This is a genomic window from Nonomuraea sp. NPDC050790 (genome assembly GCF_044456745.1).
In the GTDB taxonomy this organism is placed as follows: domain Bacteria; phylum Actinomycetota; class Actinomycetes; order Streptosporangiales; family Streptosporangiaceae; genus Nonomuraea.
Window position 1 is genome coordinate 16,602 of record NZ_JBITGF010000016.1, and the last position, 21,225, is coordinate 37,826.

Annotated in this window: 22 protein-coding genes; 12 read left to right on the forward strand and 10 right to left on the reverse strand. The window is 69.1% G+C overall.

All coding sequences use genetic code 11. The features are described from left to right. Positions 1-25: 25 nt before the first annotated feature. Positions 26-802, reverse strand: a complete 777-nt coding sequence (locus ACIBEJ_RS48350) for an ABC transporter ATP-binding protein (protein WP_397189781.1) — start codon at positions 800-802, stop codon at positions 26-28. 211 nt (positions 803-1,013) lie between these two features. Between ACIBEJ_RS48350 and ACIBEJ_RS48355 the strand changes: the two genes are divergently transcribed. The 3 genes from ACIBEJ_RS48355 to ACIBEJ_RS48365 are packed head-to-tail and all read left to right on the forward strand — an operon-like array spanning position 1,014 to position 3,498. Further along, a complete protein-coding gene (locus ACIBEJ_RS48355) occupies positions 1,014-1,970 on the forward strand; it encodes an ABC transporter substrate-binding protein (RefSeq protein WP_397189782.1) in 957 nt (318 codons plus the stop codon). Further along, the gene (locus ACIBEJ_RS48360; RefSeq protein ID WP_397189783.1) at positions 1,967-2,737 is read left to right on the forward strand and encodes an ABC transporter permease; all 771 of its coding nucleotides are present in this window, start codon (positions 1,967-1,969) and stop codon (positions 2,735-2,737) included. Before ACIBEJ_RS48355 ends, ACIBEJ_RS48360 begins: the two co-directional genes overlap by 4 nt. Beyond that, positions 2,734-3,498, forward strand: coding sequence for an ABC transporter permease (locus tag ACIBEJ_RS48365; protein ID WP_397189784.1), 765 nt, complete (start codon positions 2,734-2,736; stop codon positions 3,496-3,498). The genes ACIBEJ_RS48360 and ACIBEJ_RS48365 overlap by 4 nt, the downstream gene beginning before the upstream one ends. Here ACIBEJ_RS48365 and ACIBEJ_RS48370 read toward each other — a convergent pair. From ACIBEJ_RS48370 to ACIBEJ_RS48390, 5 genes are read right to left on the reverse strand one after another with little or no spacing between them, the layout of a single operon-like run. Further along, positions 3,495-3,902, reverse strand: a complete 408-nt coding sequence (locus ACIBEJ_RS48370) for a pyridoxamine 5'-phosphate oxidase family protein (protein WP_397189785.1) — start codon at positions 3,900-3,902, stop codon at positions 3,495-3,497. The two genes, ACIBEJ_RS48365 and ACIBEJ_RS48370, sit on opposite strands and share 4 nt — an antisense overlap. Continuing rightward, complete coding sequence (locus ACIBEJ_RS48375; RefSeq protein ID WP_397189786.1) at positions 3,892-5,346, reverse strand: dihydroorotase family protein; 1,455 nt, start codon at positions 5,344-5,346, stop codon at positions 3,892-3,894. The genes ACIBEJ_RS48370 and ACIBEJ_RS48375 overlap by 11 nt, the downstream gene beginning before the upstream one ends. Further along, on the reverse strand, positions 5,343-6,098 hold the full coding sequence (locus ACIBEJ_RS48380; RefSeq protein ID WP_397189787.1) for an ABC transporter permease: 756 nt from the start codon (positions 6,096-6,098) through the stop codon (positions 5,343-5,345). The genes ACIBEJ_RS48375 and ACIBEJ_RS48380 overlap by 4 nt, the downstream gene beginning before the upstream one ends. After that, the gene (locus tag ACIBEJ_RS48385) at positions 6,095-6,904 is read right to left on the reverse strand and encodes an ABC transporter permease (RefSeq protein ID WP_397189788.1); all 810 of its coding nucleotides are present in this window, start codon (positions 6,902-6,904) and stop codon (positions 6,095-6,097) included. The genes ACIBEJ_RS48380 and ACIBEJ_RS48385 overlap by 4 nt, the downstream gene beginning before the upstream one ends. Continuing rightward, the gene (locus ACIBEJ_RS48390) at positions 6,901-7,896 is read right to left on the reverse strand and encodes an ABC transporter substrate-binding protein (protein ID WP_397189789.1); all 996 of its coding nucleotides are present in this window, start codon (positions 7,894-7,896) and stop codon (positions 6,901-6,903) included. Before ACIBEJ_RS48390 ends, ACIBEJ_RS48385 begins: the two co-directional genes overlap by 4 nt. A gap of 241 nt (positions 7,897-8,137) precedes the next feature. On the opposite strand from ACIBEJ_RS48390, the gene ACIBEJ_RS48395 reads away from it, so the two are divergent. From ACIBEJ_RS48395 to ACIBEJ_RS48415, 5 genes are all read left to right on the forward strand, one after another. Next, entirely contained in the window at positions 8,138-8,935 is a 798-nt protein-coding gene (locus tag ACIBEJ_RS48395) for an SAM-dependent methyltransferase (RefSeq protein ID WP_397189790.1), read from the forward strand. Positions 8,936-8,958: 23 nt separating this feature from the next. Beyond that, positions 8,959-9,402, forward strand: coding sequence for a DUF3598 family protein (locus tag ACIBEJ_RS48400; protein ID WP_397189791.1), 444 nt, complete (start codon positions 8,959-8,961; stop codon positions 9,400-9,402). A 130-nt stretch (positions 9,403-9,532) separates the two neighbouring features. Next, the gene (locus ACIBEJ_RS48405) at positions 9,533-10,525 is read left to right on the forward strand and encodes a DUF1838 family protein (RefSeq protein WP_397189792.1); all 993 of its coding nucleotides are present in this window, start codon (positions 9,533-9,535) and stop codon (positions 10,523-10,525) included. 2 nt (positions 10,526-10,527) lie between these two features. Then, positions 10,528-11,901: an aldehyde dehydrogenase family protein gene (locus tag ACIBEJ_RS48410; protein ID WP_397189793.1), complete on the forward strand. Its 1,374-nt coding sequence runs from the start codon at positions 10,528-10,530 to the stop codon at positions 11,899-11,901. Beyond that, complete coding sequence (locus tag ACIBEJ_RS48415) at positions 11,898-12,899, forward strand: nitrilase-related carbon-nitrogen hydrolase (RefSeq protein ID WP_397189794.1); 1,002 nt, start codon at positions 11,898-11,900, stop codon at positions 12,897-12,899. Before ACIBEJ_RS48410 ends, ACIBEJ_RS48415 begins: the two co-directional genes overlap by 4 nt. 56 nt (positions 12,900-12,955) lie before the next feature. Here ACIBEJ_RS48415 and ACIBEJ_RS48420 read toward each other — a convergent pair whose 3' ends face one another. From ACIBEJ_RS48420 to ACIBEJ_RS48435, 4 genes are read right to left on the reverse strand one after another with little or no spacing between them, the layout of a single operon-like run. Continuing rightward, entirely contained in the window at positions 12,956-13,744 is a 789-nt protein-coding gene (locus tag ACIBEJ_RS48420) for an ABC transporter permease (protein ID WP_397189795.1), read from the reverse strand. Beyond that, entirely contained in the window at positions 13,741-14,514 is a 774-nt protein-coding gene (locus ACIBEJ_RS48425) for an ABC transporter permease (RefSeq protein ID WP_397189796.1), read from the reverse strand. The genes ACIBEJ_RS48420 and ACIBEJ_RS48425 overlap by 4 nt, the downstream gene beginning before the upstream one ends. Next, complete coding sequence (locus ACIBEJ_RS48430) at positions 14,511-15,491, reverse strand: ABC transporter substrate-binding protein (protein WP_397189797.1); 981 nt, start codon at positions 15,489-15,491, stop codon at positions 14,511-14,513. Before ACIBEJ_RS48430 ends, ACIBEJ_RS48425 begins: the two co-directional genes overlap by 4 nt. 13 nt (positions 15,492-15,504) lie before the next feature. Continuing rightward, positions 15,505-16,596 (reverse strand): ABC transporter substrate-binding protein, encoded by a 1,092-nt coding sequence (locus ACIBEJ_RS48435; RefSeq protein WP_397189798.1) that lies wholly within the window; start codon positions 16,594-16,596, stop codon positions 15,505-15,507. Positions 16,597-16,946: 350 nt separating this feature from the next. Here ACIBEJ_RS48435 and ACIBEJ_RS48440 point away from each other — a divergent pair, with 350 nt between their 5' ends. Genes ACIBEJ_RS48440 through ACIBEJ_RS48455 form a run of 4 tightly spaced genes read left to right on the forward strand, consistent with a single transcriptional unit; the run spans position 16,947 to position 21,174 of the window. Next, positions 16,947-19,748, forward strand: coding sequence for a nitrate- and nitrite sensing domain-containing protein (locus ACIBEJ_RS48440; RefSeq protein ID WP_397189799.1), 2,802 nt, complete (start codon positions 16,947-16,949; stop codon positions 19,746-19,748). Then, on the forward strand, positions 19,745-20,167 hold the full coding sequence (locus ACIBEJ_RS48445; RefSeq protein ID WP_184965570.1) for a roadblock/LC7 domain-containing protein: 423 nt from the start codon (positions 19,745-19,747) through the stop codon (positions 20,165-20,167). Before ACIBEJ_RS48440 ends, ACIBEJ_RS48445 begins: the two co-directional genes overlap by 4 nt. A 37-nt stretch (positions 20,168-20,204) precedes the next feature. Further along, positions 20,205-20,606: a DUF742 domain-containing protein gene (locus tag ACIBEJ_RS48450; RefSeq protein ID WP_397189800.1), complete on the forward strand. Its 402-nt coding sequence runs from the start codon at positions 20,205-20,207 to the stop codon at positions 20,604-20,606. Further along, positions 20,587-21,174, forward strand: coding sequence for a GTP-binding protein (locus ACIBEJ_RS48455; protein ID WP_397189801.1), 588 nt, complete (start codon positions 20,587-20,589; stop codon positions 21,172-21,174). Before ACIBEJ_RS48450 ends, ACIBEJ_RS48455 begins: the two co-directional genes overlap by 20 nt. The last annotated feature ends 51 nt before the right edge of the window (positions 21,175-21,225 follow it).

Genomic DNA, 21,225 nt, shown 5'->3' on the forward strand with positions numbered 1-21,225 from the left:
GGACGGCAAGCGACGAAGAGGACCTCTACGCGGGGGTTTTGGAGTCCAGGCCGCGGACCAGACGGCCGACCTCGGCGCGCAGGTGCACGAAGTCCGGGTGCTCGCGGGTGGTGATCTGGTCGCGGGGGGACGGCAGGTCGACGGGCAGGTCGCCGACCACGTTGGCCGGAGCCTTGGAGAGCACGACCACCCGGTCGCCCACATACACGCTCTCGTCGATGTCGTGCGTGATGAGCACGATCGTCATCTGGTGATGTCCGCGCACCTGCAGAACCAGGTCCTCGAGGTCCTCGCGCGTCTGGGCGTCCACCGAGCCGAACGGCTCGTCCATGAGCATCAGCGTCGGCCGGTACGCCAGGGCGCGCGCGATGGCCACCCGCTGCTGCATGCCGCCCGACAACTGGAACGGGTACTTCTTGCCCGCGTCCCCCAGCCCGACCGACTCCAGCGCCTCTTGCGCGGCGTCCCTGCGGGCCTTCTTGTCCATGTTCTTGCGCCGCAGCGGCAGGGCGACGTTGTCGGCCACCGACATCCACGGGAACAACGACCGGCTGTAGTCCTGGAACACGACGGCCAGGTTGTCGGGTGTGTGCGTGACCACCTGCCCGTCGACCTTGATCTCGCCGCCGGTCGGCGTGATGAGGCCGGCGATGCTGCGCAGCAGGGTGGACTTGCCGGCGCCCGAGGGGCCGACGATGCACAGCAGTTCGCCGTCGGCCACGCTCAGCGTGAGGCCTTCGATGGCGTGGTGGGCGGTGGGTCCGCTGCCGTAGGTGTGGCTGAGGTTGGATATCTCGAGCAAGGCTGGATTCCTTGAGGGGCGCGAGTGACCCTCTGACTCTATCGGAGGCCCGAATTGTGAGGCCATAGCTGGCAATGACCAGAATGCACGCTGCTTTGTGCCTTTAAGTCCGGATTCGGGATTTCACGCGCCGAAAAGCTCTCAGAAAAGCGGCGGGTCATGAAATATCGTCTCTTGCGGCAGGCCCTCCCCACCCCCCGGAGCGCAGACCATGAGACGCACGATCCCCGCCCTCCTACTCGCCGCCACCCTGGCCCTGGCCGCCTGCGGCGGCTCCGAGCAGCCCTCCACCGGCGGGCTGGAGAAGCCCGTCATCAAGGTGGGCGCGCTGCCCATCCCCGACGCGGCCGCACTCTACATCGCCCAGTCCAAGGGCTACTTCAAGCAGGAGGGCCTCACCGTCGAGCCGATCACGATCCAGGGCGGCGCCGTCGCGCTGCCGCAGATCAAGAGCGGCGCCCTCGACATCTCCCACACCAACTACGTCTCCACGTTCCTCGCCGCCAGCAAGGGCGAGAAAGTGAAGGTCGTCGGCGACCTCTACCGCGCCGCCCCCAACACCTTCGACCTCATGGTCACCAAGGACTCCCCGATCCGCTCGGTCGCCGACCTCAAGGGCAGGACCGTCCTGGTCAACACGCTCAACAACATCGGCACGCTGGCCGTCACCTCGACGCTCCAGAGCGCGGGCGTGGCGCCGGGCGAGGTGAAGTTCGTCGAGAAGCCCTTCCCCGACATGGGCAACGCGCTGGCCACCGGTCAGGGCGACGCCGCGTGGCTGACCGAGCCGTTCATCACCGCCACGCAGGCGCAGCCGGGCCTGCGCGTACTGGCCGACACCATGACGGGGCCGACGGCGGACCTGCCGATCGCCGCCTGGATGGCCACCGCCGAATGGGTCACCGAGAACCCCAAGACGCTCGCCGCCTTCCAGCGCGCGATCGGCAAGGCGCAGAAGCTCGCCGCCGGTGACCGCAAGGAGGTCGAGGCGGTCATCCCCACCTACTCGAAGATCGACAAGGCCGCGGTCACGAAGATCACGCTCGGCAGCTTCCCGACCGACCTCGACGCGGCGCGGCTGCAGCGGGTGGCCGATCTGATGCTCCGGTTCGGGTACCTCAAGGAGCCCCTGGACGTGAAGACGCTCCTGGTCAGCAACGCCGGATGAGCGCGCGTGCGCTGCGGGGCGCGGCGGGCGTGGCCGCGTTCCTGCTCGTGGCCGAGCTGGTCGTGCGCTTCTGGCTGGCCGAGGGCGTGGTCTTCCCGCCGCCCTCCGCGGTGCTGACGCAGGCCGCGCTGCTCCTGGCCGACCCCGCCTTCCTGACGGGCGTCGCCGCCACGCTGCTCAACTGGGCCCTCGGCCTGCTGGCCGCCGTCGCCGTCGCGGTGCCCGCGGGCGTGGCGCTCGGCGCGCTGCCCGCCGCCGAACGGGCGACCCGCCCGCTGCTGGAGTTCATGCGTCCCATCCCGTCGGTGGCGATCATCCCGCTGGCGATCCTGCTCATCCCCGCCGACGTCGCGATGAAGGCGTCGGTGATCGTGTACGCGGCCGTGTGGCCCGTCCTCATCAACACCCTGTACGGCATGCGCGAGGTCGACCCCCTGGCCAAGGACTCCCTGCGCAGCTTCGGGTTCGGTCCTCTGGCGGTGCTGTGGCGGGTCAGCCTGCCCAGCGCCGCCCCGTTCGTGGCGACCGGCGTCCGCATCGCCGCGGGCGTGGGCCTCATCCTCGCGGTCAGCGCCGAACTGCTGGCCGGAGGCAGCGCCGGCATCGGCGTCTTCGTCATCCAGGCGGGCAGCGGCAACCGTACCGACCTGATGCTGGCCGCCACGTTGTGGGCCGGCGCGGCCGGCCTGCTGGCCAACTCGCTGCTGGTGGCGGCCGAGCGCCGGCTCTTCCGCTGGCACGAGGCACGCCGGGGAGCGGCAGGGTGAACGTGCTGAACAGGCTGTGGTTCGTGCCCGCGATGCTGGCCGGGTGGGAGGTGCTCACGCGGCTGAAGGACGACACCGACTTCCCGCCGCCGACCGCGATCGCCGGCCGGATGCGGGAACTGTGGTTCTCCGGCCCGCCGTCCCAGCTGTTCCTGACCGACGAGGCGGTGGCCAACCTGCTGCCGAGCCTGGCCCGCATGTTCTCCGGGTGGGTGCTGGCCGCCGCGGCGGGCGTGCTCGCGGGCGTGCTGATCGGACGTTCCCGCCGAGCCCAGGACTACGCCGGGCCGCTGATCCAGTTCGGCCGTTCCATACCGCCGCCGCTCCTGCTGCCCTTCTTCCTCGCGCTCCTCCAGGGCGGCCTGGCCACGCAACTGGCCGGGATCGTGTTCGGCGTGATCTGGCCGGTGCTGCTGAACTCCATCGAAGGCGCCCGCTCCGTCGAGGCCCTGCAGATCGAGACAGCCCGGGTGTTCGGACTGTCCCGCCCCCAGCAGCTCGGAAGGGTGATCATCCCAGCCGCCGCGCCCAAGATCCTGGCCGGCCTGCGGCTGAGCCTTTCACTGGCACTGATCATGATGGTGATCTCCGAGCTGTTCGGCGGCACCGACGGCATCGGCTACCAGTTGCTCCAGGCCCAGCGAGGATTCGACACCCCGGGCGTATGGGCCGCCATCGCACTCCTCGGCCTGCTCGGCTACCTGGTGAACGCGCTGTTCGTCCTGATCGAACGCCGCCTGCTCGGCTGGCAGGGCGGCTAGAAGGCGCGGCGGATGGCGGGGGCGTAGCCGGCTGACTCGATGCCCCACGAGGAGATCGAGGACGGGAGCAGTTCCAGCCATTCCGGCCCGCCGCCGCGTACCACTCGCTCGCCGCCCATGTCGTGGAGCTTGGCGGTGCCGCGGATGAGCAGGCCGCGTGGCGCGCCCTGCTCGTCGTAGTCGTCCACGACCATCGCCAGTTCCGGGTTCTCCGCGGCGTTGTCGCGGTAGGCGCGCCGCTGCCCGCGCACGGGCAGGTCGCGGGCGCCGATCTCCAGGGAACGCCCGCCGTCGGCCAGCCGGAAGCGCACCGGCACCACGTGCGGGCGGCCATCGGCGCTCGCGCTGGCCAGCCGGCCGATCGTGTGGTCTTTCAGATAGTGGAGCTCGCGTTCAGTGAACACCGGGCCTCGCGACGTAGGAGCCGAGCGGACGGCCGACGATCTTACCCGCGTCCAGCACGTGGTGGCCGCGCACGAACGTGTCGGTCACCCGGGCGGTCAGCTCGAAGCCCTCGAACGGCGTGTACTCCTGCGTGGACTCCGAGTCGGCCGCGTGCACCGTCCAGGTCTGGTCCGGGTCCACCAGCGCCACGTCCGCGTCGTACCCGGGCGCGATCGTGCCCTTGGTGCGCAGGCCGTAGCGTCGCGCGGGGTTCCAGGAGGTGAGCGCCGCGATCCTCCCGTACGGCAGGCCGCGCCGCCGTCCCTCGGACACGAGCCCCGGCAGCAGGTACTCCGCGCCCCCGAAGCCCGCCTTGGCCACGAACACGTCGTCACGCGGCTCGCCGTACTTGAGTTCCTCGCGGCAGCAGGCGTGGTCGCTGACCACCCAGTCGACGGTGCCGTCGAGCACGTACTCCCACAGCGCCTCGACGTCCTCGCGCGGCCGGATCGGCGGGTTGACCTTGCCGCCCAGCCCGTCGGCGGTCTCGACCGAGGCGAGCAGGTGCCCGATGGTGACCTCACGGCGGAAGTCGATGTGCGGGAAGACGGCGGCCATCCGCACCGCGGCGTCCAGCGCCTTGCGCGAGGACAGGTGCAGCAGGTTGATGTTGGCGAGACCGGTCTCGTGGGCCAGGTAGGAGGCGATGAAGACGGCCAGGCCCTCGGAGTGCGGCGGGCGCGAGGCGCTGTAGGCGGCCAGGCCGCTCAGCTCGCCGGCCTCCTCGACGAGCTTGGTGTAGGCGGTCATGATCTCGGCGGTCTCGCAGTGCAGCGACAGCGAGATCTCGTCGGCCAGGTCGGGGAAGCGCTCGCGGGCCGCCTGGACGCCGCGCATGACGAACTCGAAGTGGGCGTAGTCGTAGCGCTCGCCGTCGGGCAGCATGAGGAAGCGGCTCTGGTCGTTGGATCGGCCGTGCAGGCCGTGCCCGCCGTAGAACATGAAGATCTTGAAGCTGGGCACGCCGTGCTTCTCGATCAGCTCGGGCAGTTCGGCGATGTGGGTGCTCGACATGGGCGCCAGGTGGAAGCCGTAGTCGATGTAGGCGCGGCCCTCCGCGCGGGAGAGCACCTCGGGGAAGAAGTCGGCGTAGGGGCCGCCACGGTTGAGGTAGTACTGGCCGGTGCGCATGTAGGTGAGCGCGGTGGTGACGCCGCCCTGGGCGGCGGCCCGGCTCTCGGTCGAGGCGTCCTCCTGGAGCGGGTTGTAGATGCCCCAGTGCTGGTGGGCGTCGACGACGCCGGGGAAGGCCAGCTTGCCGCACCCGTCGATGACGTCGTCGCCCGGCGGCAGACCGCGGGCGACCTCGGTGATGCGGCCGTCGGTTATCGCGATGTCCGCCTCGACCGGCTCGTCACGTTCATGGGTGACGACCAGCACATTCTTGATCAGCAGGTCAGTCATGACCGCCTCCGGTTGTGGTGCCAGGCGAGGGCGCGGCGCTCGCCCATGAGGAACAGGGAGTTGAGAAGGAAGCCCAGTACGCCGAGGAGCACGACGCCGGCCCACAGGGCGGGCATGTCGGCATTGTTCGAGGCGAGGCTGAGCAGGTAGCCGATGCCCTCCGTGCTGCCTTTGAGCTCGGAGACGACCATGAGGATGAGCGCCAGCGAGACGCTCAGCCGCAGCCCGGCGAAGATCTTGGGGGACGCGGCGGGCAGGATGATGCGGAAGACCCGCAGGTGGGCGGGGATGCCGAAGACGGTGGCGGTCTCGATCTGCATGCGTTCCACGTGGCGGGCGCCGTCGATGGAGTTGAGCAGGATCGGCCAGATGATGCCGAAGACGATCGTGGCCACCTGTACCTCGGTGCCCATGCTGAACAGCACCAGGAAGACCGGGAGCATCGCGGGCGGCGGTACCGCCCTGCCGAACTCCACGAGCGGGTCGATGTAGTCGGCCAGCCACTGGGCCCGGCCGAGCGCCACGCCGAGCATGACCCCGACCAGCACCGCCACGGCCCAGGCGCCGACCACCCTGGCCAGGCTCGGCCAGACGTGCCCGATCGCCTCCTCGACGGCGAACATCTCATACAGCCGCGTCAGGACACGCGACGGCGAGGGGAAGTACGGGCTGGCGACCGAGAGCGCGGCGACTTCCAGAGCGGCGAGTACGACGGGGACCAGCCAGAGCCGTTTGACGAGAGTCTTGATCATGCGTCCCGCCACCTGAACAGGCGCCGCTCGGCGCGCAGCAGCACCGCGTTGACGACCAGGCCGACCAGCCCGGCCCAGATCAGCGTCGCGATCACGTCGATCATGGCCGACTCGCCGATGCCGGTGCTGGCCTCGATGAGGAACCTGCCCACGCCGCTGGCGCCGCCGACGAAGTACTCCACGCTGATGGCGAGGATGAGGGTGACGGAGGCGCCGAGCCGTACACCGGTGAAGATGAACGGCGCCGCGCTCGGCAGCGCCACCCGCCACACCACCGCGCCCGCGCCGAAACCGAAGGAGCGCAGGGTCTCGGCGGCGACCGGGTCGACGTCGCGCACGCCGTACAGGGTGTTGATGAGGATGGGCCAGGACGCCGCGTAGACGATCAGGGCGATCTTGGCGTTGATCTCCGGCGTGAAGAAGAACAGGGCCAGCGGGATCAGCGCGACCGACGGGATCGGCCGCAGGAACTCCACGATGGCGCGCGTGGTCTCCTCCACGATCGGCACCGTTCCGAGCAGCAGCCCCACGGGTACGGCCAGCAGCACCGCGAGCCCGAGCCCGACGACCGCGGCGGTCAGCGTGGCGGCCAGGTCGCCGAGGAAGACGGGGTCGGCGGCCAGCGTTCCGAACCTGAGCAGCGAGTCGGAGGCGTTCGGCAGCCAGGCGAAGAGCCCCGAGCGGCCGACGATCTCCCACAGAAGCAGAAAAGCCGCCACGCCGACGACGTGGCGGGTGATCTTCGCTAAGGAGACGCGGGCGAGCGGGGTGCGCTCGCGCCGCGTTCCGTCGATCGCTGCGGTCATCCTTGGGGATTGACGATCATCGTGCTCACGTCCATCTTCGCCTTCAGGAAGCCGTACTCGGCCATCAGGTCGGCGACGCGTTGGATGCGCTGGGCGTTCAGCGTGGTCGGGTAGTTTCCAAGGTTGATCGTCGCGGCCGTCTCCTTGGGAATCTTGGTGAACGTGGGCAGGATCGCGGTCACCGCGTCGCGGTCGGTGGCGGCGACGTTCTGCGCCTTGGCCATGGCGCGCTGGAAGGCGGCCATGGTCTTGGGGTTCTGGCTGATCCACTTCTCGGTGGCGGCCCAGCCGGTGATGGGCAGGCTCTCGGTGGGTCCGGACATCGTGTCGATCAGCATCGTGGCGCCGAGCTTGCTCTCCGCCTCGCTGACGTACGGGTCGGTCATCCAGACCGCGTCCGCGTCGCCCTTCTCCAGCGCCGACAGCCAGTTGGTGGTCGGGATCTCGACGTATTGGACGTCCTTCTGCGGGTCCACGCCGTTGATCTTCAGGTGCGGGTTCATGGTGAGGACGCCGAGTCCCTTGAGGGCGTTGACGCCGATCTTCTTACCCTTGAGATCGGAGATTTTCTTGACCGGTGAATTCTTCGCGACCATCACACCGAACGCGCCCGTCGCTCCCTGATAGGAGTCGGCGATGTACTTGAACTTCTCCAGGCCGCCTTCCTGAATGGTCAGGATGGTGGCGTAGCTGCCAAGGACGACGTCCATCTGGCCGTTGCTGAGCTTGGGCAAGACGGCCTGCGGGGCCTGGATGGGCTCCTGCTTGACCTGGAGTCCCTCCTGCTCGAAGAAGCCGCGTTCCATGGCGATGAACAGGGGCGCGGAGTCCGCTCCGGGGTACTGGCCGATGAGCAACGAGGTCTTCTCGAGACCCGCGGCGTTGGTCGTACCCCCCGGTTTGTTTTCCGTCCCAGATCCAGAACACCCCGCAATCACCAGGGTTGTCGCCAGGCCGATCAGGGCGGTGCGCCCCAGGGCACGTAACCGCATGCCGTGTCTCCTTATGTACCAGGGGGTGTGAGCGACGATGACACGCACTGTAACGCACGAGAAGAGATTTAAAGGAGATATAGTGGATATGTCAGTTTTAGCCTTTTGACCGTCGGATTTAAATAATACCGCGTGCTTTGTCCGGTTTTATGTGCATTTATGTGGATTTGTCGTGTGGATGGCTGGGTGGCTTTCCGGATAGGCTCAGAGGGCGATCATAGGTTTGGGTGTAAGGGGTGTCGTGGCAGACGTCGATGGTGAGGCTCCCTACGGACTGAATCTGTCGGAGGCCAGCCCTGCTCGTGTGTACGACTACCTGCTCGGGGGCAAGGACAACTTCGGTGTCGACCGGGCCGAGGGTGAGCGCATCCGCGCGCTCATGCCCGGTGTCGAGATCGGGGTCCGCGCGCAGCGCGCGGTGCTGGGCAGGGTCGTCAGGTTTCTGGTCGGAGAGATCGGGCTCCGTCAACTGATCGACATCGGCACGGGGTTACCGACAGCCGAAAACGTGCATCAGGTGGCGCACTCGGTGGATCCCTCGGTGCGCGTGGCCTACGTGGACAACGATCCCCACGTCCTGGTGCATGCGCGAGCACTCCTGGCCAGGAATGTCAATACGCTTGCCGTACACGCGGACCTGCGTGAGCCCGCCGCGTTGCTGGGCGATCGCGAGCTGACCGCGCACATCGACCTCAAGCGCCCGGTCGGCCTGATCCTCTGTGGGATCCTCCACCACGTCCAGGACGAGGAGGACCCCTGGCACCTCACGAAGGAGCTCGTCGCCGCCCTTCCCTCGGGCAGCTACGTCTTCATCCACCACCTCCTGAACAGGGGCGACGAGCAGAGCCGCTCGCTGCTGGAGGCGAGGAACACCCGATACCGCACCATGGATGAGATCGCCCGCTTCTTCGCGGGCCTTGAAATGGTCGATCCGGGGCTGGTAGGCGTGCCTGACTGGCGTCCCGACCCGGACCAGACCTTCCAGGAGAGCCATCCGGTGCTGAAACTGGCGGTCGCCGGCGTCGGCCGCAAACCATGACCAATCCTGCAAGAGGTGTTCCTATGGGGCTTCGTGATGACATGCCGCTGCTCGCCCGCCACGAGGGCGAGTGGGAGGGCACGTATACGCACCTTGACGCGGACGGCAACCTGATCGACCGCCACCGCTCCCACCTGACCTGCACCATCGTGGACGACGTGACCTACCACCAGGTCAACCGCTACACCTGGGACGACGGCAGGACCGAGGAGCTGCAGTTCCCCGGCACCTACCTGGGCAACGGGCGCTGCGGCTTCGACACCGAGCGGATCAAGGGCGAGTTCTGGGAGCTGGACGAGTCCACGATCTACCTGAGCTGGATCTACAAGGCCGCCGAGGAGGACCTGCGGCTGTTCGAGCTGATCGTGCTCAGCGACGACGGCAAGAGCAAGAGCCGCGTGTGGCAGTGGGTCAAGGGCGGCGTCTGCGTCAAGCGCACGCTGATCGACGAGCGAAGGGTCGCCTGACCCCACGCCCCGGGCCGCCCCGATCGGCGGGCGGCCAGGGGTTTTGACCGAGTCGACACCCGCGTTGACAGAGTCTCTCCGTTGATGATCGTATTTCCCCCGCTACAGCCGCCCGACCTTCGGAGACACGATGTTGAAGCGCCGTGGTCTGTCCTTCGCCACCGCCTTATCCGCCCTCTTGCTGACCGGTCTCGCGCCGGGCGCGGCCGCCTCCTCCGGCGCCGCCGACATCGACGACCCGTGGGCGCCCGGACCCATCTACCGGACCGTCACCGACGACGCGGGACAGCTCCAACTGCAGTCGATGGGCCGCCCCGACGGGCAGGACATGGTCTTCCGCATCTCCGGCTCCGTCTACGCCAACGTGGAGGGCAACGCCCTCGACCCCAAGATCCGTCACGGCCAGAAGCTGTTCAACATCGAGGGCTACAACATCCGGCGGCTCTACCGCGTGCCCGGCACCACGCAGATCCACCAGCTCTCCCGCGAGATCGTCTTCTACACCAGCCCCGCCAACCCGACGCAGATCCTCACCGAGTGGACCAACCCCGTCGACGGCAAGATCTACCCGGTCGTCCCGATCAACAACGACCGGGTGGCCTTCGGCCCGTTCAACGTCACCCCCTCCTACGTCGGCCCGCCGCTGCAGCAGCGGCACGAGGAGACGGTGTGGAACAGCGACATCCCGGTCAACACCAACTTCGGCACCACGCTCGGCGAGCGCTTCGGCCTCAAGAACGGCCACTACAGCGCGATGGAGCTGTTCGACTTCTACGTCGACGACCGTGAGCGTGCCGCGCGCACCGTGGACGGCACCGTCCCGACGGGCGCCATGAAGACCAAGATCAGCTGGAGTCGCACCAGCCCGTGGGCGCCGTTCATGTGCCTGCCGGAGGAGAGCGTCCAGGGCCAGCTCACCTACCACGCCCGAAGCTGGGCGCTCAACTCCTACGCCGAGGTCGAGCCGTGGCTCCGTGCCAGGATCGACCTGCAGTACCCGCTCTACCAGGCCGCTCCCACCGACCCCGGCGCCAGCGAGAACTCCTGGACGTCGTTCTACAACAAGCAACTGGGCCGGGGTGCCACCACCTGGGCCCAGTGGTGCACCACCAACGGAAGGTAACCATGACGCAGGTCAGGAACCCGCTCACCGGGGAAACCGACCGCCTGCTCGCACCACCGTCGCCCGCGCGGCTCTCGGCCACGGCCGGTGAGCTGCGCGCGGCGGCGACCGCCTGGCGCGAGGCGGACCGAGGGGCCGTGCTCACCCGCTTCGGGGCCGCGCTGGCCGCCGACGAGGAACTGCTCGCCGCGCTCGTGGCCGACACCGGCCGCACCGGCGAGTCCGTGCTGGAGCGGCAGATCGTGGCGGGCATGATCGAGCGGTGGGTACGGCAGGCCCCCGCCCTCCTCGCCCCGCCGGAGGACGAGCCCGCCGGCCTGCCCGGCATCGTGGTCGGGGGCGAGGCGGTGCCGTACGAGCTGGTCGGGGTGATCAGCCCGTGGAACTTCCCGCTGCTGCTCGGCCTCATCGACGCGATCCCGGCGCTGGCCGCGGGCTGCGCGGTGCTGGTCAAGCCCAGCGAGGTCACGCCCAGGTTCATCGAGCCGCTCATGAAGCTCGTGCCCGAGGAGCTGCCGCTGCGGCTCGTCGAAGGTGCGGGGGAGACCGGGGCCGAGCTGATCGGCCTGGTCGACGCGGTCGTGTTCACCGGCAGCGTGCCCACCGGGCGCAAGGTGGCCGAGGCCGCGGCCAAGGCGTTCATCCCCGCCTTCCTGGAGCTCGGCGGGAAGGACCCGGCCATCGTGCTGGCCGGCAGCGACCTCGACCGGGCCGCCGCCGCCGTCCTGTGGGGCGGCACCGCCAACGCCGGGCAGGCCTGCCAGTCGATCGAGCGGGTCTACGTGGAGCGGGCCGTACACGACGAGTTCCTCGCGCTGCTCGCCGACAAGGCGGCCAAGGTGGCGCTGACCTGCGAGGGCGGCCCGATCGGACCGATCATCGCGGCCGGCCAGGCGGACGTGGTCGCGCGCCACCTCGCCGACGCGGTCGAGCGCGGCGCCGTCGTGCACACCGGCGGCGAGATCGAGCACCACGGCGGCGGGCTGTGGTGCCGGCCGACCGTGGTGTCGGGCGTCGACCACTCGATGGCGCTCATGACCGAGGAGACGTTCGGGCCGGTCCTGCCGGTGATGGCCGTGGACGGGCCCGACGAGGCGGTCCGGCTGGCCAACGACAGCGCGTACGGGCTGTCGGCCGCGGTGTTCGCCGCGACCGAGGAGGAGGCGCGCGCGCTGGCGCGGCGGCTGGAGGCGGGCGCGGTCAGCGTCAACGACGCCTCGCTGACGGCGCTGGTCCACGAGGGGGAGAAGAACTCCTTCAAGCTCTCCGGCCTCGGCGGCTCGCGCATGGGCAAGGGCTCGATCAACCGCTTCGTCCGCCGCCGCGCCCACCTGGTCGGCCGCTCGGCCGCGGCCCAGCCGTGGTGGCACCGGTGACCGCCTACCGGGCGCTCGCCCTGCAGCTGGAGACGCGGGCGGTCACCGGCCTCGCCGACCCGCGTTCGGAGATCAGGGCGGCGATCGCCCGCGTGGACTCCGGCCTCGGCGGCTCCAAGGCCTGGATCGGTCCCGACCTGCGGCTGGTCGTGCTGCCCGAGTACGTGCTGACCGGCTTCCCCATCGGCGAGAGCGTCGCCGCCTGGCGGGACAAGGCGGCGCTGGCCCCCGACGGCGAGGAGTACAAGGAGCTGGCCGAGATCGCCGGCCGCCACGGCGTCTACCTGTGCGTCAACGCCTACGAGAGCGACGAGCACTTCCCCGAGCTGTTCTTCCAGGCGTGCGTGATCCTCTCCCCGCAGGGCGAGACCGTGCTGCGCTACCGCAGGCTCCACTCCATGTACTCGCCCAGCCCCTACGACGTGTGGGAGCGCTATCTCGACGTCTACGGCATGGACGCGGTGCTGCCGGTGGCCAGGACCGAGATCGGCAACCTGGCCGCGCTGGCCTCGGAGGAGATCCTCTACCCGGAGCTGGCCAGGTCGCTGGCGCTGCGCGGCGCCGAGGTCTTCTGTCATCCGACCTCCGAGGCCTCCGCTCCGGCGCTGACGCCCAAGGCGATCGGCCGCCGGGCCCGCGCCATCGAGAACATGGCCTACCTGGTCTCGGCCAACAGCGGCGGCCTGAGCGGCATCTCCATCCCAGGCGACTCCACCAACGGCGGCTCGGAGGTGCTCGACTTCGAGGGCCGCGTGCTGGCCGTCGCCGGTCCGGGGGAGTCGATGATCGCCACCGCCGAGCTCGACCTCGACGGCCTGCGCCGCTTCCGCACCCGGCCCGGCATGACCAACCTGCTCTCGCGGGTGAAGCCGGCCCTGTGGGCCGAGGAGTACGCCCGCCACGACGTGGAGCGCCCCGACGGCCTGACCGGCGCCGAGCCAGGCCGCGCCTGGTTCGTGGCCCGTCAGAAAGAGATCATCGAGCGCATGTACGGCTGACGCGCGGTCGCCCCCTGCCCGTGCCGGACGGGGAGGGGGCGACTTCTGCTACGGCCTCAGCGCGTCCCGACGCGGCTGGCCCGATGCCAGCCCAGCACCAGCCGCTCCACCCCGATGAACACGGCGTTGAGCAGGATCCCGAGCACGCCCAGCAGCACGATGCCCGCCCACATGGCCGGGATGTCGAACTCGCTCTGCGCCTCCAGCATGCGGTGCCCGATGCCCTCGCTGCTGCCGACCAGTTCGGAGACGACCATCATGATGAGCGCCAGCGAGACGCTCAGCCGCAGCCCGGCGAAGATCTTCGGCGCCGCAGCGGGCAGGATGATGCGGAACACCCGCTGCGTCCTGCTCAGCCGGAAGACCTCCCCGGTCTCCACGTACTGCTTGTCCACGAAACGCGCCCCGTCCGCGGCGTTGATCAGCACCGGCCAGACGACGCCGTAGACGATCGAGGCGAGCTGCATCGGCGTACCGATCTTGAAGAGGATCAGGAAGATCGGCAGGAGCGTCGAGGGCGGCACGGAACGGCCGAAGTGGATCAGCGGGTCGGCCAGCGCGGACAGCCAGCGCGAGCGGCCCAGCAGGACGCCGAGCGCCACGCCCGCCGCCGCGGCCATCGCCCACCCGAGCAGCAGCCGCGACAGGCTCGGGACGAGGTCGGCGATCGCCTCGTCGGTGAGGAAGACCCGCGACAGCGGTCCGGAGAACCACATCTCGTGCAGCCGGACCACGATGACGCTCGGCGGCGGGAAGTAGGTGGCCTCGGCCTGGCGGGTGAACAGCTCCCAGGCGAGGACGGCGACGGGGAGCAGCCAGTACCACGCGAGCCTGCGAATGATCATGACGTCGATCCCTGGTGCCAGTGGAACAGCCGTCGCTCACCGGCCATGAACAGCGCGTTGGCGGTCAGCCCGATCAGGCCCGCCCAGATCGTGCCCGCCAGCATCCTGTCGATGCGGTTGGCGCCGCTGGCCAGCGAGAGGAAGTTGCCGATCCCGCCGCCGCCACCGGCGATGAGCTCCACGCTCACCCCGACGATCAGCGTGACCGACAGGGCGATGCGGATGCCGGTGAAGATGAACGGCGCCGCGCTGGGCAGGCTGACCCGCAGCACGACCGACATGCCGCCGAACCCGAAGCTGCGCAGGGTCTGCTTGGCCTGGGGGTCCACGTCGCTGAGGCCGTACATCGTGTTGATGAGCAGCGGCCACGCGCAGGTGTAGACGATCAGCGCGATCTTGGCGTCCTGGCTCTGGGGGAACAGGAACATCGCCAGCGGGATCAGCGAGACCGAGGGGATGGGCCGCAGAAACTCCACCAGGGGGCGCACGGAGCGCTCCACGACGGGCACGGTGCCGAGCAGCAGCCCGGCGGGCACCGCGGTGGCGACCGCGATCACCAGTCCGATGAGGCAGGCCAGCAGCGTGTTGCCGACGTCGGCCAGGAACGCGCCGTCGAAGGCGACCTCGACGGTGGTGACCAGCACGGTCGAGACGAGCGGGATGATCTCGGGGTCGATGACCCCGAGACGTCCCAGGGCCTCTACGAGAACGAGGAACCCCAGGACGCCGGCTGCGCCCAGGATTCCTCGTCTGTCGCGGAGAGTGCTCATTCGACCTTGGCGGGGATGAGTGTCGAGACGTCCATCTTCGCCTTGAGATAGCCGTAACCGTGGAGCAGGTCGGCGAGCTTCTGGAACGCCGCCATGTCCGGCTCCATGCCGAAGCTGCCGAGCTTCATCGCGGCGACCGCCGGCGCGGGGATCTGCGTGTAGGTCGGGACCACCTCGTTGATGGCGTTGCGGTCCTCACCGGCGATCTTCTGCGCCTTGGCCAGCGCGCGGTGGAAGGCCGCGGCCGTCTTCGGGTTGTCGGTCAGCCACTTCTCCGACACGCCCCAGCCGTCGATCGGGATGCCCGCGGTCGGGCCGCTGGTGGTGTCGATGATCTGGGTCGCGCCCTCCTTGATCGCGGCCGACAGGAACGGCTCGACCAGCCAGGCGGCGTCGACCTTCTTGGAGGCCAGGGCGGCGAGCTGGTCGGCGAACTGGATCGCGACGAACTTCACCTCTTCCGGCTTCAGTCCGGCCGCCTGGAGGTGGGCGTTGGTGGCGGTCTGGCCCAGCGCCTTCAGCACGTTGACCGCGACGGTCTTGCCCTTGAGGTCGCCCGCCGACTTGATCGGCGAGTCCTTGGGCACCACGACGCCCGCGATGCCGGGGGCGCCGGTCTGGACGTGCTGGAACAGCTTGAGCTTGGCCGCGCCGGAGTCCTGGATCGCCATCAGCGAGACGTAGCTGGTGAGGAAGGCGTCCATGCTGCCGTTGAGGATCTTCGGCATGACCGCCTGCGGAGCCTGGATGATCTCCGTCTTGACGGTCAGGCCCTCCGCCTTGAAGAAGCCGCGCTTCTCGGCGATGTACAGCGGGGAGGAGGAGGGCACGGGCACCACACCGACGGTGATCGTGCTCTTCTCCAGCCCGCCGGCCGGGGCCGAGCCCTGCGCCTTCGGCGCCTCCTGCCCGCCGCCGCACGCGGCCAGGGCGAGAACGGTCGCGCAGGCGACGGTGACGACCCGCGTTAATCTCATGTTTCGGCTCCTGCTACTGCTCGGGTCCGTTGAAGACCATGGTGGGGACATCAATCTTGCTCTTCAGATAGCCGAACTCGTGCATGAGGTCGGCCACGCGCTGGATGCGCGTCGCGTTGAGCGAGGTCGGGAAGGTCCCCATGGCCATGGTCATGACCGCTTCCTTGGGGATCTGCGTGTACTTCGGGACCACCTCGGCCAGGGCGGAACGGTCGGTCGCGGCCAGGCGCTGCGCCTTGGAGACGGCGCGCTGGAAGGCGGCGGCGGTCTTGGGGTGCTTGGCCACCCACGCGTCGGTGCTGCCCCAGCCGTCGATCGGCAGCGACTCGGTGGGGCCGGTGTTGGTGTCGAGCAGCACGCGCGCGCCACCCTGCTGCGCGGCCGACAGGAACGGCTCCACCAGCCAGGCGGCGTCCACGGTGCCGGTCTTCAGCGCGGCGATCTGCGCCTGGAAGTCGATCGGGGTGAACTTGACGTCCTGCGGGCTCAGCTCGTTGATCTGCAGGTGTGCGCTGACGGAGAGCTCGCCGAGGTTCTTGAGGGAGTTGACGCCGATGGTCTTGCCCTTGAGATCCTTGGCGCTCTGCAGCTTGGACTCCTTCGGGACGACCACCGCGGCGATGCCGGGCGCGCCCTGGAGGGTATCGGACAGGATCTTGATCTTCTGACCACTGTCCTGAAGGTTTAGGAACGATACGTAACTGCCCTTGAAGATGTCCATGCTGCCGTTGGCGATCTTGGGCATGACCGCCTGTGGCGCCTGGATGACCTCCATCTTGACGGTGAGGCCCTCTTCCTTGAAGAAGCCCCGGGTGTCGGCGATGTAAACCGGCGCTGACGACGGAACCGGGGAGACCCCGATCGTGATCGTCGTCTTCTCAAGGCCCCCACCAGCGGCGGAACCTGAGGATGAGCCTGACCCGCTGCTGCAGGCGGCAAGGGAAACGGCCACGACGAGCCCTATTACGGACACGCGGAGGGTAGGCCCGAAAGTCATGAGTCTCCTTGACGGGGTGGTGCAAGGGTTCCGCGCGCGTCCCGAGCGACAGGTGGGAGCCGTGCGAACAGGCGGAGATCGTACCGGAGCCTCGGTCGCAATTGCCATGAAATCATCCGATTTGTGTTGTCCGAAATATCGAAGGCTGGGCCGTATGTCCGAAATAATGATCTTTGAGGTGATAATGAAGATGTGATATGGCAGGGAGTGGGTGATTTGCAATGCTTGATGAGTTCGGTGAGACCGGAGTGTTGGCCTGAGTTAGGAGGATGTGCTCAAATAGCTCCTTGTTCCGAGGGTTGTCCCGTCTATCCCTCACCACCCCGTGGATCCCGCGAGGAAGTGCCAGTCACGTGAGGAAACGATCCGGCGCGAACCAGCGTGGCACGCAGAGTCCGGTGCCCACGCAGGCACACTCCAAAGCCGGTGGCGGTAGGTTCCGACTCCGCAACTGGCGAGTGCGATGGCGTCTCATCGCGCTCATCGCCGTCCCGACCGCCGTCGGTGTGTGGATCGGCGGCCTGCAGATCGTGGACTCCATCGGCCGGGCCAACGCATATCAGCGTGTCCTGGAAAAGGCGGAATTGGGGGATTCCATCACCGAGCTCGCCCACGAGCTCGCACTGGAACGTGACCGCGCCGTCCTGTACGTCGCCGCCGGTCGCCGCAAGCCGGCCGAAGCGGACTTACGCAGCACGTTCAGCCCCGTTGACGTGGCCGTGGGCAAGTTCCGGCAGAGAGCGTCGGTCATCTCCGACGCGCACGGCGAGAGCGTGCGCCTCATGGTCCAGCAGATGCAGGGCCGCCTTGAAGAGATCGCCTTCGCCCGCGACACGGTCATCAAGTCGCAACTGCCCGCGCTGCCCACGATGCGCAAGTACTCCCAGATCATCGACGTGCTCCAGAAGTTCCACGACGAGATCGGCCAGGGCGACGTCGACGAGACCCTGAGCAACAGCGTCCGGGCCTTCAGCGCCCTGACCCGCGCCAAGGACGCCGCCTCCCAGCAGCGCGGACTGCTGGCCGCCGCCGCCACGACCACCAGGTTCCAGACCGGCGAGCAGGAAGCCTTCACCGGCGCCCGCGCCCAGCAGGAGAGCGAGACCTCGGCCTTCCGCTCGATCGCCTCCATCGACGAGCTGCAGTTCTACGAGGACACCGTCACCGGCGCCGACGTCGACCGCGCGGCGCTGTTCCGCCTGCGCGCGCTGTCGCAGGCCGCGGAAGGCAGCCCCATCGACCTCGAGTCCAGGACCCGCGCCGACGCCGACCGCTGGTTCGAGTCGATCACCGGCGCCATCGACGGCATGCGCACCGTGGAGAAGCGGCTGTCGCAGTCGATCAACGTGCAGAGCCGCGGGCTCAAGGACTCCGCCCAGACCTCCGCGCTGTTCGCCGCCGTCGGCTCCGGCCTCCTGCTGATCCTGGTCCTGATCGTCACCACCCTGATGGCGCGCTCGCTGGTCAGCCCGCTGCGCAGGCTGCGCAGCGAGGCCCTGCAGATCGCCGGCCAGCGCCTGCCCGACACCGTGCGCACCATGCGCGAGACCGTCGACGCCAGCACGCCGGACGTGCCGCCCATCGGCGTCGTGTCCGAGGACGAGATCGGTGAGGTCGCCCGCGCCTTCGACGAGGTCCACCGCGAGGCGGTACGGCTGGCCGGCGAGGAGTCCAGGCTCCGGAGCAACGTCAACGCCATGTTCGTCAACCTCTCGCGCCGCTCCCAGACCCTCGTCGAGCGCCAGATCACCCTCATCGACGGCCTGGAGCAGGGCGAGCAGGACGAGAGCCGGCTGGCCAACCTGTTCAAGCTCGACCACCTCGCCACCCGCATGCGCCGCAACAGCGAGAACCTCCTGGTCCTCGCCGGGCAGGACCCGCCGCGCCGCTGGAGCCAGCCGGTCAAGCTGGTCGACGTCGCCCGCGCCTCCCTGTCGGAGGTCGAGAACTACGAGCGCGTCGTCCTCCAGGTGCCCGACGGCGTCTCCGTCGCCGGACAGGCCGTCAACGACGTCATCCACCTGCTGGCCGAGCTGGTCGAGAACGCCCTGTCGTTCTCGCCCCGCGAGACCCGCGTCACCGTCTCGGGCAGCCGCATCGACGGCGGTGGCGTCATGCTGTCGATCACCGACTCCGGCATCGGCATGACCGGCGACGAACTGGCCCAGGCCAACGACCGCCTCACTGACGCGCCCACGGTCGACGTCTCCGTCTCGCGCCGCATGGGCCTGTTCGTGGTCGCCCGCCTGGCCCACCGCCACGGCATCCGCGTGCAACTGCGTCCCCACGGCTCCGGCGGGCTGACCGCCATGGTCCTGCTGCCGGAGGCGCTGCTCGGCGCCCAGGCCGCCGCCATGGCCGGCGCCGGCAGCGGAGGTCCGGGCCCGATCGGCGCGCCGCCCCCGCACGCGCCCGTGGTGGAGCCGTTCAACGGCCAGCCCATGCAGTGGGGGCAGCAGATGCCCTCCGGCCACCCGTCCTTCCCGTCGAACCCGTCCGGCGGCTCGTGGCCGTCGATGCCCCAGTGGCCCTCCGAGGGCGGCGTCCCCGCCGGCGGCGGTGGCGTACACGGTGGTGGAGTGCACGGTGGCGGCGTGCCCAGCGGCGGCGGCGTGCCCAGCGGAGCCGGCAACGGCGGCTGGCCCTCCGACCCGCGCGGCGGCGGACCCGACACCTCGGACGTGTGGGTGCCCTCCCGCAACAACGGCGGCTGGGGCAACGAGCCCCCGCTGCCCAAGCGCCAGCCCGCGCCTCCCTCCGAGGAGGTGTCCACCTGGTCGTTCAACCGCGAGCAGCAGCAGTCGCAGCGTCCGCCGAACCGCTACGACTTCCCCGAGACCGAGTCGGCCGCCACGGGACCCATCCCGGCGGTCAACCAGGGCGACGAGTTCCTGCCGATCTTCGCCTCGGTCGAGTCCGCCTGGTTCGAGCACAACGACAACGGCGGCGGCAACTGGGGCTCCACCAAGGCCGACGCGGGCTGGAGCGCGGCGGAAGCCGTACGCGAGCCGGTGCGAGACGCGCCAACGGCGGCCGGGCTGCCGAAGCGCGTCCCCAAGGCCAACCTGGTGCCGGGCTCGGCCGACACCGCCAGCGCGCCCAAGGGCGTGGCGCCGGTACGCCACGTCTCGCCCGACCGGGTGCGCAGCCGGCTGAGCAGTTTCCAGCAGGGCTTCCGAGCAGCACGTGATGACATCAGCGAAGGCAGGGCGTATCCCCCTGGCTCGAAGCACGTTGATAGCAGGGAGGAGGGCGAATGAACGACCTGAGCCACGCGGCGCGCGGGGTCGACTGGCTGATCACCGATTTCGTCAGCACCGTTCCCGGGGTCGCCCATGCTGTTGTGGTCTCTTCCGATGGGTTACCGCTCGCGGCCTCCGCCGGCTTCCCGACGGACAGGGCCGACCAACTGGCCGCGATCGCCTCCGGGCTGATCAGCCTGACCCAGGGCGCCGCCCGGGTCTTCGAGGGCGGGGTGGTCAACCAGACCATCGTGGAGATGGAACGCGGTCTCATGCTGATCATGTCGATCAGCGATGGCTCGTGCCTCGCGGTCCTGGCCGCCCCCGACTGCGACATGGGGCTGGTCGCCTACCAGATGACCCTGATGGTGGACCGTGCCGGGCAGGTGCTGACCCCAGCGGTACGCGCCGAACTGCGCGCCAGCCAGACCCGGTGATCACCGTGAGTGACCATAGCTGCGAGGTGTACGCCTCGTGAACAGTCATCCTGGTTGGAACAGCGGCGGTGGCTGGGAACCCCCGCCGCCGCCCCACAACGACCCCGCCTCGCCGGTGCGCCCGTACGCGGTGACGGGCGGGCGTACGGCGCCGCGGGTCAAGCTCGCCATGGAGGCGCTGGTGTCCTCCGCCACGGCGGAACACCGGGAGTTCTCGCACATCACCCCCGAGTACCAGGCGATCTCCCAGTTGTGCCGCCAGGTGCGCTCGGTCGCCGAGGTCTCCGCGCTCCTGCGGATACCGCTCGGCGTGGTGCGGGTGCTGATCGCCGACATGGCGGCAGAAGGTCTGGTCCGCGTGCACCAGCCAGCGCTGGAAGCAGGAAGGCCGGACGTGTCTTTGCTCGAAAGGGTGCTCAGTGGACTTCGCAGGCTCTAGCCCCGGCCTCACCTCGACGAAGATCGTGGTGGCCGGAGGCTTCGGTGTCGGTAAGACGACGTTCGTCGGCGCGGTGTCGGAGATCATGCCGCTGACCACGGAGGCGGTCATGACAGACGCCTCGGCGGGGATCGACGACCTCGGGATGACACCACTGAAGTCCACCACGACCGTGGCCATGGACTTCGGCCGCGTGTCGCTGGACCGGGACCTCATCCTCTACCTGTTCGGCACGCCGGGCCAGCACCGGTTCTGGTTCATGTGGGACGACCTGGTACGCGGCGCCATCGGCGCGGTCGTCCTGGTCGACACGCGGCGCCTGGCCGACAGTTTCCCGGCGATCGACTACTTCGAAGAGGCGCAACTGCCGTTCGTCGTGGGCGTCAACGGCTGGGACGGCCAGTACCCCCACAGCGACAGCGAGGTGCGCGACGCCCTCACGCTGGCGCCGCACATCCCGCTGGTGCGCCTGGACGCGCGGTCCAAGGACTCGGTCAAGAGCGCGCTCATCCACCTGGTCGAGCACGCCCTGACGGTACGCATGGCCGTGCCCGGCTGGAATGGCTGAAGGAGCGACTAGGCTGGGTCCAGACCACGCATAACCGCATCGAGGACTGGC